Annotated in this window: 10 protein-coding genes; 6 read left to right on the plus strand and 4 right to left on the minus strand. The window is 62.2% G+C overall.

Going from position 1 to position 12,891, the window contains the following annotated elements; all coding sequences use genetic code 11:
- The first annotated feature begins 448 nt into the window (after nt 1-448).
- Nucleotides 449-1,672: an alpha/beta hydrolase family protein gene (locus tag GSQ88_RS10135; RefSeq protein WP_246735195.1), complete on the plus strand. Its 1,224-nt coding sequence runs from the start codon at nt 449-451 to the stop codon at nt 1,670-1,672.
- Nucleotides 1,673-1,742: 70 nt separating this feature from the next.
- Here the strand turns inward: GSQ88_RS10135 and GSQ88_RS10140 are convergent, their stop codons facing one another.
- The gene (locus GSQ88_RS10140; protein ID WP_159007587.1) at nt 1,743-2,225 is read right to left on the minus strand and encodes a MarR family winged helix-turn-helix transcriptional regulator; all 483 of its coding nucleotides are present in this window, start codon (nt 2,223-2,225) and stop codon (nt 1,743-1,745) included.
- 442 nt (nt 2,226-2,667) lie between these two features.
- On the opposite strand from GSQ88_RS10140, the gene GSQ88_RS10145 reads away from it, so the two are divergent.
- From GSQ88_RS10145 to GSQ88_RS10155, 3 genes are all read left to right on the plus strand, one after another.
- Nucleotides 2,668-4,362, plus strand: coding sequence for a porin (locus GSQ88_RS10145; RefSeq protein ID WP_159007588.1), 1,695 nt, complete (start codon nt 2,668-2,670; stop codon nt 4,360-4,362).
- Between the two features lie 680 nt (nt 4,363-5,042).
- Entirely contained in the window at nt 5,043-6,272 is a 1,230-nt protein-coding gene (locus tag GSQ88_RS10150) for a CaiB/BaiF CoA transferase family protein (protein ID WP_159007589.1), read from the plus strand.
- Nucleotides 6,272-7,156 carry a beta-keto acid cleavage family enzyme gene (locus GSQ88_RS10155; protein WP_159007590.1) on the plus strand — a complete coding sequence of 295 codons (885 nt, stop codon included), beginning with the start codon at nt 6,272-6,274 and terminating at the stop codon, nt 7,154-7,156. The genes GSQ88_RS10150 and GSQ88_RS10155 overlap by 1 nt, the downstream gene beginning before the upstream one ends.
- A 15-nt stretch (nt 7,157-7,171) precedes the next feature.
- On the opposite strand, the gene GSQ88_RS10160 is transcribed toward GSQ88_RS10155, so the two are convergent.
- Nucleotides 7,172-8,548: a cytochrome P450 gene (locus GSQ88_RS10160; protein WP_159007591.1), complete on the minus strand. Its 1,377-nt coding sequence runs from the start codon at nt 8,546-8,548 to the stop codon at nt 7,172-7,174.
- A gap of 106 nt (nt 8,549-8,654) precedes the next feature.
- Here GSQ88_RS10160 and GSQ88_RS10165 point away from each other — a divergent pair, with 106 nt between their 5' ends.
- On the plus strand, nt 8,655-9,551 hold the full coding sequence (locus GSQ88_RS10165; RefSeq protein ID WP_159007592.1) for an AraC family transcriptional regulator: 897 nt from the start codon (nt 8,655-8,657) through the stop codon (nt 9,549-9,551).
- A 78-nt stretch (nt 9,552-9,629) separates the two neighbouring features.
- On the plus strand, nt 9,630-10,877 hold the full coding sequence (locus GSQ88_RS10170) for an amidohydrolase family protein (protein ID WP_159007593.1): 1,248 nt from the start codon (nt 9,630-9,632) through the stop codon (nt 10,875-10,877).
- 32 nt (nt 10,878-10,909) lie between these two features.
- Here GSQ88_RS10170 and GSQ88_RS10175 read toward each other — a convergent pair whose 3' ends face one another.
- Both GSQ88_RS10175 and GSQ88_RS10180 read right to left on the minus strand, forming a co-directional pair.
- Complete coding sequence (locus GSQ88_RS10175) at nt 10,910-11,845, minus strand: diacylglycerol kinase catalytic domain-containing protein (RefSeq protein WP_159007594.1); 936 nt, start codon at nt 11,843-11,845, stop codon at nt 10,910-10,912.
- The gene (locus GSQ88_RS10180; RefSeq protein ID WP_159007595.1) at nt 11,829-12,875 is read right to left on the minus strand and encodes an SPFH domain-containing protein; all 1,047 of its coding nucleotides are present in this window, start codon (nt 12,873-12,875) and stop codon (nt 11,829-11,831) included. Before GSQ88_RS10180 ends, GSQ88_RS10175 begins: the two co-directional genes overlap by 17 nt.
- Nucleotides 12,876-12,891 lie beyond the last annotated feature (16 nt).

Raw genomic sequence — 12,891 nt, forward strand, 5'->3', positions numbered from 1 at the left:
GCGCGAGAGATCTGCCCGCCGCACCATCCGAAATCACCACCGCCGCGACGATACGCGAACCCGGAACGGTGCGACTAAGCGCCTGCGTTACGCGGCAGCCTACAAGCCCAACGGCATGAGAGCGGCAAGTCACCGAAGCAACACGGCGCCGTGAAGACGAGCTTAATCAATCACAACATCGCGATGTCTGTGCGTAAATACCTATGAAAGGCGCTAAAACTGAAAACGGTATGCTCGCATGCCGCCAGCGCAGAGCTCGATTTTCGAAAATGGTGTTATCGGCAAGTATCGGCAAGAACAGTATTCTTCGCGAGACTTGTTACGGCGGGCGCGGTTTGCGGGGAAGCTGTTCGAGACCAGGCCGATAAGAAAGATTTTGAATGGTTACCCCGACCGTTGTCGGGCGTGCGGCAATGTCGCCGCGACGTTTTGGGGGAGTGTTCGCGTCGTGCGGAAGGTCGTTTTAGAGAGTGGCGCGGACTCGATCGATCGTTCCCGCCATTCCTTGCAGGCGATCCTCGATGGTCGCTACCGCTCCGGTCAGGATCAGATCTTCAGGGCGCCGGCAACCTCCACCATGAAATTTGAGTTCAACCGCGAGGGGGGAGTCCATTGGCCCGAGCGGGAGGACCTTTCGCTCGAATTCATGCGGGTATTGGCCGCCGCCCAGGACGGCGGATCAACCGTCTCCGAATGCTGGCTGACCGCAAGCCGGATCGACATCGCGGACGACAATTCCTGGTACCGGGAGTGGGCCAGGACGGCCGACGTCAACCACGAGCGGGGCGCCACAGCACTTGCCGAGGGCAATTTGCCGACGGCGCGGAACAACTGGCTTCGCGCCATCACCTATTATCAGGCGGCCGGGCATCCGTTCGATCTGATGGAGCAAAATCGGCAAGCCTCGATCGCTGCGATGCGCCAATGTGCCGCGAACTACCTGCGGCACCGTGAGCCGTCAGGCGAAATCGTCGCGATTCCCTGGACAAGCGAAGTCACCCTCCAGGGCTATTATTTGCCGGCGCGAGCGACCACAAAACCTGCCCCGGCCGTGATTTGCATCGGCGAGCCCGGCCATCACAAGGAAGAATACCTCTTCAAGATGGCGCGGCATGCCTTCGAACGCGGCATGTCGCTGCTCGCCGTCGACATGCTCGGCGATCGGCCCAATACCTCATTCGAAACGATCATAGGAAGCCGCAAGCTCGAATCGGCGATCGGTTGTTTCATGGATTACCTGTCCGGCAGGGACGATGTCGATGACCGCCGTATCGCGATCATGGCCGACGGCTGGAGCTCTTCGTTTGTCGCGCGAGGCGTCGCTGCCGATTCGCGGTTCGCGGCGGCGGTTTGCGATGGCGGCATCTGGGAGTCGCATGAGCGATCCTTCCTGATGAGGCGCGCCGCGGCGCGTGGCGAGATTCTCCCGTGCATGGGAACCAGCCGCATCATGCGAAGCATTGGCTGTCCGCTGCTGATTACCGCCGGCGAGCGCGGCTGGCTGCAGCCGGAGCGGGTCGCCGAACTGGTCGACCGGCTCAAGGCAGGCCGCGAAGACGTCACGCTGAAGATTTTTGAGAGCGCGGAGACGGCGGCAACGCAGGGCCACGCCGACAACCCGACATTGGCCAACGAGTTTATCTTTGATTGGTTGGCGGCCCGCCTGGGATAGGCAACCGCAACTTCAGTACGTCGGCAAGCTGGTCCGTCGGCAAGTTCGATTTGTCGAATCTCCGACGCTTTTAGAAATCGGCGACGACTTTCAGGCGGGCCTTTTCCAGCCTTCGCTTGATGGCGGCCAGTTTTCCGGTCAGGTCGGCCATGTCGTGATCCTCGAACTCCGCGAAGATAAACTGGTTCAGGGCTTCCTGTTGCGAAGCGAGGTTGGCCAGGTGCTTCGTCGTCTTGTCGGTCAGCGACATCTTGACGATCCTGGCATCCTCGACCGCGGTCTTGCGGCGGACGAAACCCTTCTTTTCGAGAAGTTTCGATTGGGTCGTCACGAAGGAAGGGTCGACGTGCAGCAGCTTTGAAACCACGTTGACGGCGACGCCATCGCCCTGGTCATGGTCTGCGAGGGCGACGATGATCATCCATTGCGGGCCGCTGATCCCCAGTGTCTTCGCCCAGAACTGCCGGAGCTCCTCGAGGTAAACCCCGATCGATGCGATCTCCCACGAGAACCGCCGGATGACGTCCTGATCCTTTTTGGCGGACTCCCCCATCGAGTATCCCCAGCCTCCTGTTTGCCCATACGATGATTGCGCTCATCCTTGTGGCCGGATGATTTGCGAGCAGCCTTAGGCAGAAAACAACATAAGTAAATCACTTATGTTCGGTAATCCCGCGGTTAGGGTACCCGGCGGCCCTGTTGTTGACCAGACACGGGATTAATCTAGCCGCTTTTGGTCGTTGCCGAAAAGACACAGGTTTTGGCAAACAATACATGAGTTAATAAACGAATTTGATTACGCAAATGGCTTTCGCCATACTTGTGGCGACGGAGGGGGGATTCTCGCCGTCCCGTTGAAGGTCGTTGGCTCAAGTCTCTCGCGTTTTGCGGGGTGTCCGAAAGCGCGAAGCGACTGAGCGGTTTTCAGGGGCGGGGAAGGGACCTTGGGGAACAAGGGTCCGCATCTCGCCCTCAGAGCAACTTGGAGGTTAAACATGAAGATAATTAAGAGCCTTGTCCTCGGCTCAGCGGCGGCTCTCGTCGCCATGAGCGGGGCACAGGCGGCTGATCTTCCCGTCAAGGCCAAAGCGGTCGAATATGTGAGGATCTGCTCCCTGTATGGTGCCGGCTTCTACTACATCCCGGGCACCGACACCTGCGTCAAGATCGGCGGCTATCTGCGCGCCGAGGTCAACATTCACGGCGGCAACGGCAACGCGCCCTATTGGAGCGGTGACGGTGGCGTCAACACCCGTTACGAGAACCAATATAGCGACCTCTCCCGTTTTGCGCTGACGATCGATACGCGCACGGCGACCGAATACGGCGTGGTCCGCACCTTCGGACAGGCCGACTTCTCGTTCGGTACCCAGGGCTACGGCGGCGGCCTCTCCAACTCGAACGTGACCACCGGCAACGTGCTGACCGGCAACACCCAGAACAACTACGCCGGTAACGGTGTTCTCGGTGTCGAATACGCGTTCGTTCAGTTCGCGGGCTTCACCTTCGGTAAGTCGGCTTCGGCCTTCACCACGCCGTGGCAGGGCTACCCGGGCAACAACACCTCGTATCTGGTTGGCGGTTACGACACCATCACCGGCATCAACAACGTCCAGTACACCGCCCAGTTCGGCAACGGTGTGTCGGCCTCGATCGGCATCGACGACAGCAGCGCCAGCGACTACAACCGTACCCAGATCGTCAACGCGGCGGTCGCCGGTGCGGCGAGTGCGCCCGCCAACACGATCGTGCCGAGCTCCGCCAACACGGCTTCCTGCGCCCTTGCGATGTACGGCGCCGCGAGCTCGAACTGTACCAACCTCGGCACCGCTTACGGCGGCACGCAGTTGCCTGACCTCGTCGCTAACGTCAGGATCGATCAGGCCTGGGGCGTCTTCCAGGTGTCGGGCGCTCTGCACGACGTCGATCCGGGCTATTGGAGCACGGCCAACACGCTCACCAATGGTAACTTCCTTGGTGGCCAGGCCCAGACCAATGCCCAGAACCTCGGCCATCCGGACTCGAAGGTTGGCGGCGCGGTGAACGTGGCCTTGCAGATCAAGAACCTGCCGACCGGTGTCGGCGACGACTTCAAGATCGAAGGCAGCTGGTCGCTCGGTGCGTCGAAGTATGTGTTGGGAACCTCGGCCCCGTTGGGCGGCTCCTTCTACATGTTTGGTGATGGACCGACCGGAAGCGCGGGTAAACTTGCCATCGGTGCGATCAGCGACGGTGTTTACTCGGGTGGTCCGGGTAACAGCGGCGTCGGCGGCACTCAGGTGCAGTTGACCCAGGGTCTGGGTATCCGTGGTGCGTTCAACCACAACTGGAGCCCCGAATGGTCGTCGAGCTTGTTCGGCGGCGCAGCCCAGCTGAGCTACAACAACACCTCCAAGGCGATCTGGTGCGCAAGCTATGTTGCCTCCGGCACGACCTTGACCCCCGGTTCGACCTGTAACCCCGGCTTCACGATGTCCGAAATCGGTCTCACGACCCGTTGGACTCCGGTCAAGAACCTGACGTTCAGCTCGGAAGTGCTGTACGCCTACCTCCACACCGACATGTCGGGTGGCGCGATCGGTACCTCGAGCTCGGCGTTCCCGGTTCAGTCGGGTACCGCAGCTTCGCCCTATATCTTTGGCGACAAGGGTACGGTTTCGGTCAACTTCCGCGCTCAGCGCAACTTCTGATCGGGTTCGTCCCACAAGGACGGAAACGGTTTGAGAATAGACCCTCGGCGGGAAACTGCCGGGGGTTTTTCTTGGATTCGGTCCCGATCAGTGAACTCGGTCGCGGCGATAAAATACGCGTTATTTGACAGAAACATTATTTACTCAGGTAATTTATTTATGTATTTAAACAGTGGCACCGACTTCAGTCCGTCGGGCTCTTGTCTCAAGGAGACATAACCTACCTTATGAAGACCTCCGAAAACCTCCAGCAGTGCCCTGCTGGAGGTTTTTTCGTTTCCATAGCGTTTTCGAGCCAACGGGTCGCGCGAATGCGCGCCCGATGACAGGCTCCGTGGATGCCGGTTCGCGTGCAGAAAACGCGTCAAAACAAGAATCTAGAGCCCGGTTCTGATTCAATCAGAACCGAACTGGCTCTGGGACGGCAAAGCGCCGCGTTCTCCGGGCCTGACACGCCGAATCGATCGCCCGGCGTCGGGCCCGCGTGATCGGCGAGAGGGCCCGGCCGGTTTTTGATCCTGCAAACCGTGCAACGCCGACCGCGAGGCATGCCCGCGGCGGCGGACAGACCTCCGTGCCGTGAACGCAATGCTCGGCGCCGAAAAATAGTGTATCGGCTGGTCGCAATGACGGCCGGCGGATTGGTTGCCGCGCATAAATGCAATTTCGGAGGAATATCCATGTCGGATTTGCCGCTCTCGGGCATTAAAATTCTTGATCTGACGCGCGTGCTGGCGGGTCCGCTGTCGGCGCAGATGCTGGCCGATCTCGGCGCCGAGGTGATCAAGATCGAACGTCCCGGCACCGGTGACGACGCGCGGGCGTTCGGGCCGCCCTATCTGGTCGATCCCGAAGGCAAGGAGAACAACAACAACTCGTTCTATCTCTGCGCCAACCGCGGCAAGAAATCGGTCACCATCAATATCGCCAAGCCCGAGGGACAGGCGATCATCCGCGATCTGGCGAAGACCGCCGACGTAATGATGGAAAATTACAAGGTCGGCGATCTCAAGCGCTATGGGCTCGATTACGAAGCGATCAAGGCGATCAACCCCGGCATCATCTATTGCTCGGTGACCGGTTTCGGCCAGACCGGACCCTACGCGCCGCGCGCGGGCTATGACGCTATTCTGCAGGCGATGGGTGGCCTGATGAGCGTCACCGGCCATATCGACGGCGAGCCCGGGGAGGGCCCGATGAAGGTCGGTCCTTCGATCGTCGACTATATGACGGGGATGAACACCTCGATCGGGATTCTCACCGCGCTTTATAATCGCGACGCCAAGGGCGGCGAGGGGCAGCATGTCGACGTCTGTCTGTTCGACACCGTGATCGCTTCGCTGTCGCATTGGCTGCAAATCTATCTCGTCAATGGCAAGACGCCGCCGCGGCGCGGTACCTGGGGCAATGGCGGCATGCCCGCCGGCGTTTTCCGCTGCACCGACGGCGAACTGATGCTGGTGGTGGGCAATGACGGGCAGTTCTCCCGCACCTGCGCGGTGCTGGGCGCGGCCGAGCTCGCGACCGATCCGCGCTTCCTCAGGAACAACGACCGCGTGGTGCACGGCAAGGAGATCATGGCGATCTTCGCTGGATTGTTCCTGAAGAATTCGGTCAAGCATTGGCTGGACGAGCTCGAGAAGGCCGGCGTGCCCTCCGGTCCCATTAATAATTTCGAGCAGGTGTTCGCCGACCCGCACGTTCAGGCGCGCGGCATGCGGATCAAGGTCAATCATCCGTTCGAGCCGGAGCTGTCGCTGATCCGCAATCCGCTGACGTTCTCTGGTACCCCCGTAACGGATTATCGCGCGCCGCCGTTGCTCGGCGCCGACACCAAGCAGGTGCTGTCGTCCACGCTCGGCTATGACGATGCCAAGCTCGACGGCCTGAAGAAACAGGGGATTATCTGATGGGGGCACCAGTTCAGAAGACGTTCCTCACCTGCGCCATCACCGGCAATTTGACGCGGCCGGAGCAGTCGCCGCATCTGCCGATCACCCCGCAGCAGATCGCCGACAGCGCGCTGGAGGCGGCGGAGGCGGGAGCTGCGATCGCACATATCCACGTGCGCGATCCCGAAACCGGCCGTCCCTCGATGTCGATCGATCTCTATCGCGACGTGATGGATCGGATCCGCGCCCGCAACAAGCAGCTGATCATCAACCTGACCACCGGCCCCGGCGGCCGCTTCGTGCCGTCCGAGGCCGATCCAAAAGTGGCCGGGCCCGGCACCACCTTGATCGCGCCGGAGCGCCGGGTCGAGCATATCGAATTGCTGCGGCCGGATATCTGCACGCTCGATCTCAACACCATGAATTCCGGCGGCGAGGTCGTGATCAATACGCCGCGCAACGTCCGCAAGATGGCCGAGCGCATGAAGGCCGTCGGCGTTCTGCCGGAAATCGAATTGTTCGACTCCGGCGATTGCCATCTGGCGCGCGACCTGTTCGCCGAGGGCGTCTTGCAGGGGCCGGGATTGTTCTCGCTGGTGCTTGGCGTCAAATACGGCTTCAACGCCTCATCCGAGACCATGTTTTACGCGCGCAGCCTGTTGCCGCCGGGCGCGATCTGGTCCGGCTTTGGCATCGGCCGCGCCGAGTTTCCGATGGTGGCGCAAGCCTGGTTGCTCGGCGGCCACGTCCGGGTCGGGATGGAGGATAATCTTTATCTGTCGAAGGGCGTGTTGGCCAAGACCAACGCCGAACTGGTTTTGCGCGCGGTGGATATTTTGCGCAATCTCGGCGCCGAGATCGCCTCGGCCGCGGAAGCCCGCGCGATGCTCAAATTGTCGTAGCGCGCAGACCTCGCGCTACGGCGATAGCGTCCTCTCAAGTTTGAACATCGGAGCATAGCTCGGCTGGATCGTCAGGCGCGCGACTGGCATCACCGGTCGCTGGCTCCCGATGGCAAGCGTGTATCGCTGGAGCACGGTCGCGAGCATGATCTGGGCCTCGGCAAGGGCAAAACCCGCGCCGATGCAAATACGAGGACCGGCGCCAAACGGCAGATAAGCGCCACCCGATGTCCACGGTGACGCCTGTCCGGCAAATCTGTCGGGCATGAAGGCCGTCGGATGCTGCCAATGCTTGCGATGCCGATGCAGCACCCAGGGTGCGACATACACCTGAACGCCGCGCCGCACCGGTTCGCCCATGATCACATCATCTTCGATCGGCTCGCGCACCAGCACGGGAACTGGCGGGTAGAGCCGCATTGTCTCCAGCAGCACGCGGCGCAGCCGTGGCCAGTGGCCGAGATCGTCGAGCGTTGCGACGCGCTCGGGTGGAAAGGCTGCCACTTCGGCGCGCAGCCGCGTCTGCTCAGCCTGATCGAGCGTCAGCAGATAGGAAGCCCAGAACAGCAGGCGTGCCGTGGTCTCGTAGCCGGCGAAGATCATCGTCGCGCATTGATCGCGCACCTCGTCGGCCGCGAGCGACGCGCCGGTTTCCGGATCGCGCACCGCGATCAGGAGATCGAGCAGATCGTGATGCGCCGTATCGCGTGTCGCGTCCCGGCGCGCGCTGACGATCGCATCGACGGCTGAAAACCAGCGCTTCTGGAAGGCGCGGCGTTTTCCCAGCGCGAAGGCAAACGAGTTCTCGGATTTGGCAAAGGCATCGAAGATCTGCGGACGTCCTGGCCCGGTGACATATCGCCGGACGAGGTCGCCGATCCGGTCGCGCTCGGCGCGATCGGGCATCGAGAACAGCGCGCGAAGCACAGCGTTCAAAGCCGCGATCTGGTAGGCATCGGACAGATCGGCGCTCGACTGCCCTTCGAGCTCGCCGACCAGATCGTTGGCGGCCGCGATGAAGTGCGGAAGCAGGATGTTCACATGGTTCGGCGTGAACGAGGGCGACAGCAGGCGGCGTTGCCTGCGCCATTCGCCACCTTCCGCGAGGAATACACCGTGGCCGACCATGGGGCGCAAGATGCGGGGCGTCATCGCCGGGCGAACATAGTTCGCCGCGTTGGTCGCCATCATGTGGCGAACGCCCGCGGGATCATTGACCAGCACGCTCTCGACGCCGAACAGCGTGTTCCGGTTGAACCCCGTATCGAACGCATTGTCGGACCAGATCGCAAGGTTGTTGCGGATACTGCCGAGCAGAAGCTTGACCGGAGGCAGGTCCTTGGCATGGACGGCCGGGGCAGGTGGAATCACAGGAGAAAGGGTGTCGAGCATGCGATCTCGCGCGGTCATCATTCCGGATTGTTTTCAATGTGCGGTAAGTCGAGTGTCGGTGTATTGAACGGTTCGGACATGATCCGCCGTTGCGGGAGGCGTGACAATGGTTTCGACGACCACCTCGGAGATCGCGTGGCCGCGTCCGGGGATGGCGGGCTGTATGTTCTGCCGGATCATTCGGGACACAAGGGGCGTCACGCTCGATCACGCCCAACGATTCAATTTCTTCCCGGCGTCGCCGCTGTGCAGCGTGGCCTGGCTGCTCGCCGGTGACTGCCATTTGATTGACGGGCCGGACCAGATCGAGCGTCCCTGGACTGGCGCAAGGCTGCCCAAGCTTGCCTTCTTTGGGCCGCAGCTCGGTCCGCTCGCCAGTTGGAACCCAAGGGAGACCTACGCGATGACGATCACGTTCTACCCCGACGCGTTGTCGGCGATGACCGGGCTCGATCTGAGCCCGTTCGCAGGACGCATGGTGCCGGCGGAAGAAGTCTTGCCGCAACCGCTTCTGGAGCCCTGCCGCGAGCTGTTCGATTCGATCGTGCGCGACGGAGCCGAGCGCGCGTTCTCGGTGCTTGAAGACAGCATCGAGACCCTATGGGCGAGCACGCGCCCTGCCGGGACCAGGCCGATGCGATCGATCGAAGACTGGAGCGCGAGCCTCGTGCGCCGGGCTGCGCTCACCGATCTTGGACGCAGCACAAGGCAAATCGCACGGCGGGTCAAAGCATGGACCGGCGCCAACCAGCGCGACCTGCACGGCCTTGGCCACACCGAGCAACTCTATGCCAGATGGCACGAGGCGACCGAGAACGGCGATGTCGACTGGGCCGGGCTAGCCGCGGCGTCGGGATTTGCCGACCAGGCGCATATGATCAGGCAGATGCGGCGGCATACCGGCTTCACGCCGGAGCAATTGCGCCAGAGCGCGAGAGACGACGAGGCCTTCTGGGGTTATCGGCTGCTTGGACAATATTTTGCGCAGCCGAAGGGTGAGTAGGCCGCCGGCTCGGCGCGTTGCTGGATTGGCACAGGGCTTGCTCGATACGGCCGATCCTCAAGCCCCGCGAGCACCGCCATGTCCCTGGATATCCTGATCAAGAATGTAGCCCTCGCGAATATCGAAGGCTTGCGCGATATCGGCATCGCCAAGGGACGCTTCGTCGGCATTGAAAAAAGCCTGTCCCAGCCCGCCGCGCTGGTGCTCGATGCCGATGGCCGGATGGCGGTGCCCGGTTTTGTCGAGCCGCATATTCATCTCGACAAGGCGCTGATCTCCGAGCGCGCGCCGGTCAATGTTTCGGGGACGCTGACCGAGGCGATCGAGATCCTCTGGGAGATCAAGCGCAATTACACAATTGAAGAAATCGCCGACCGCGCCTCACGCGTGCTGACGCGCGCCATCGAAAATGGCGTGTCGCGGTTGCGCAGCCATGTCGACGTCGATCCGATCGGAGGTACCCGTCCGGCGGAAGGCGTGATCCGCGCCCGCGACCGCTTTCGCGATCTGATCGATATCCAGATCGTCGCGTTTCCGCAGGAAGGCATCGTCAAATCGCCGGGAACCGAAGCGCTGATGCGGCAGGTGATGCGGCTCGGCGTCGATGTGGTCGGCGGCATGCCGTTCAACGAAGCCTCGCCACAGGATAGCCGCCGGCACATCGAAATCGTGTTCGACATCGCCCGCGAGTTCGACGCCGATATCGACATGCATGTCGACGAGACCGATGACCCGGCGGCGCGCACGCTGGAAATCGTGGCGGAATTGACCGTCAGCCATGGCTGGCAGGGGCGGGTGACCGCCGGCCATACCTGTGCGCTCGCAGGCTACCCGCGCGACTATGCCGATCATGTCATTGCCCGGCTTCGCGATGCCAACGTCAACATGATCGCGAACCCCGCCACCAATCTGATGCTGCAAGGCCGGCTCGACGATTATCCGAAGCGGCGCGGCGTCACCCAGGTCAAGGAACTGCTCGCCGCCGGCGTCAATGTCGCCTGTGGCCAGGACTGCGTGCACGACACGTTTTATCCGTTCGGCCAGAACGACCCGCTGGAGATCGCGTTTCTGCTCTGCCACGCCTCGCATATGAGCCAGCCTGCGGAAATTCTCACCGTGATGGATATGGTCACCGGCAACGGCGCCAAGGCCCTGCGCGTTGCCGATTTCGGCGTCGCGGTCGGTGGCGTCGCGGATCTGGTCGTGCTCGACGCCCGCGACGCGCGTGAGGCCTTCACGACCCGAACGCCGCGGCGCTGGGTGATCCGTAGAGGTCGTCTGATCGCCGAAGCCAAAGTCGAGCGGCAGCGTTATTTCGATCGCTGACGGGGCCCGCTGGCGGATGAGGACGCAAGACGTCAGACGATCAGCCGGCCTTCTCGGTCGGCGACCGTGATTTGCACCTCGGTCCCTGAATTGAATTCGAGGCGGTCGGCTTCGATGCCGTCGCTGAAGATGACGCCGTTTTCCGGCATCAGCGAACGCACACGCAGCCGATCCGACTGCTTCAGCTCGCCGTAGACGAGGGTCGTCTTGGAGGTCCGGCTTGGAAACGGCTCGCGGACCGCGAACCGCAATTGGTGGCTGTCCCAGGGCAGCGGCAAATAAGGAGGGCCCGCGGCGGCACTGCCGAACGCTCCGGCGATCGCGAGCGAGCCGGTGACGATGCTCTTGAACCATGCGGTCGAGCCGAGGCCGGTGGATACGATCAGCCCGCTCGACGACTGCGTCTCCTTGCGTTCGCCATCGGCAATTTCATAGATCGCGGAGGTGTGGGAGCGGGCGCCGATAAAGACGTCGTTGACGGCGTAGAGCACCTGTCCGTCGGTCAGCGCGGCCTTGGCCATGGTCACCGTCTTGAAGGGACGTTTCTCCGCCGCGACCTCTCGCAACAACGCGGGCAGGTCGTCCGCCACGAACGGCAGCAGGATGCCGTCATAGCGCGCCGCATCGGGGTTGAGGCCGATCAACGGGTGGCCGTCGAGATACTTCATGGTGTTGGCGACCACGCCGTCCTGACCGAGCGCGACCACGATATCGGAGGGGCCGAACATGAAGTTCGGCAGGAAGCTGCGCTCGATGATCTGGTAGCGGCCCCATTGCTCCAGCGTTTGCACGGTGCGCTGCTGCTGTTGCAGGTAGACGTCGTGCTCGCGCTGGTAGTCGGAGAAGTCGGCGCCCAGATGCTCGACATAAAACCTGGCCTGATCCGCCGTCAGGAATTTCGCGATCAGGTCCTCGAGCCTGGTCTTGCGGGTGACCAGCACCACCTTGCGATCACGGTCGGCGGGCATGGACGACCTCGGCAGGCTTCGGCTTTTCCAGCAGGGTCTGAAGCAGGTCCGGCGACACGTTGAGCTGGCCGATCCGTTCGGCGCGCTCGGCAATTCCGGTAAAGGCCTGGGCGATCAACTGGGCCGGTTGCATGCCGGCGGCGGCCAGCGCCTGGATCACCTTGGTATCGACGCCCTCGAAGATTTTCATCAGCGCGCCGACCCGGTAGGCCTCGGCGTCGGCCAGCGTCCTTGTGTTGCCGGCATTGAGTTCGACAAAATCCTTGCGCTTGCCCTCAAGGGTAATGTCCGCGACCATTCCGGCTTCCCGCAGCTCGTTCTTCTTGGCCACGACGCTGGCTTCCGCATCCATCTGGGTTTCCCGGATCGATCGTTTCTTCTGCTCGACCGCGATTTCGGTGTCGAGCTCACTTTCGCGAATGGCGCGTTCGCGCTCCACCGCGAAATTGCGCCGGGCAAAGATCGCCTCGTCGGCGTTCTTGAGGATCGCTTCACGCGCCTCGGCTTCGAGCGCCTTGGCGGTATCGGGTGTCGGCTTCACGCCGCGTATAGATACCCCGAGGATCTCCAGGCCGAGCGATGCGATGTCGGCGCGGCCGGTGAGCCCGGTTGCGATGATGTTGGCGATGCGATCGGAAGCCTGCAGCGCCTCCTTGAGCGGCAGCTCCTTGACGGCCTGTTGCGCCAGAACTTCCACGGTCCCCAAAATGCGCTGCGGCAGTTTCTCCGGGTCATCCGACTCGTAGGTTTTGCCGTCCGCCTTGAGGGTGAAGTTGAGCATCGAGGCGGCGTGCTTGGGTTCGCTGATGCGATAGGTGACGTGGCCCTGGATGGTGAGGGCCTGAAAGTCGCGCGCGGTCTGCTGGAAGATGAAGGCGGCGTCGCGGCTGCCGATCGGCACGGCGACCAGCGAGGTCACCGGTGCGTAATAGAACGTGGAAAGGCCGGCGCCTTCCTGGGTCACTTTCCCGGCGCGGTATTTCATCAGATAGGTGGTGGGCTGGGCCTTGTGGAATCGGATCCCGAACATGCAATCCTCCTACTAA

The organism is Bradyrhizobium sp. S69 (assembly GCF_009766005.1).
Classification (GTDB): Bacteria; Pseudomonadota; Alphaproteobacteria; order Rhizobiales; family Xanthobacteraceae; genus Bradyrhizobium.

Bases quoted from the DNA above. Each gene is read 5' to 3' on its own strand.
- GSQ88_RS10175 (WP_159007594.1), bottom strand. From the start codon at position 11,845: ATGCCCGCCGACCGTGATCGCAAGGTGGTGCTGGTCACCCGCAAGACC.
- GSQ88_RS10180 (WP_159007595.1), bottom strand. From the start codon at position 12,875: ATGTTCGGGATCCGATTCCACAAGGCCCAGCCCACCACCTATCTGATG.
- GSQ88_RS10170 (WP_159007593.1), top strand. From the start codon at position 9,630: ATGTCCCTGGATATCCTGATCAAGAATGTAGCCCTCGCGAATATCGAA.
- GSQ88_RS10165 (WP_159007592.1), top strand. From the start codon at position 8,655: ATGGTTTCGACGACCACCTCGGAGATCGCGTGGCCGCGTCCGGGGATG.
- GSQ88_RS10155 (WP_159007590.1), top strand. From the start codon at position 6,272: ATGGGGGCACCAGTTCAGAAGACGTTCCTCACCTGCGCCATCACCGGC.
- GSQ88_RS10145 (WP_159007588.1), top strand. From the start codon at position 2,668: ATGAAGATAATTAAGAGCCTTGTCCTCGGCTCAGCGGCGGCTCTCGTC.
- GSQ88_RS10150 (WP_159007589.1), top strand. From the start codon at position 5,043: ATGTCGGATTTGCCGCTCTCGGGCATTAAAATTCTTGATCTGACGCGC.
- GSQ88_RS10160 (WP_159007591.1), bottom strand. From the start codon at position 8,548: ATGCTCGACACCCTTTCTCCTGTGATTCCACCTGCCCCGGCCGTCCAT.
- GSQ88_RS10140 (WP_159007587.1), bottom strand. From the start codon at position 2,225: ATGGGGGAGTCCGCCAAAAAGGATCAGGACGTCATCCGGCGGTTCTCG.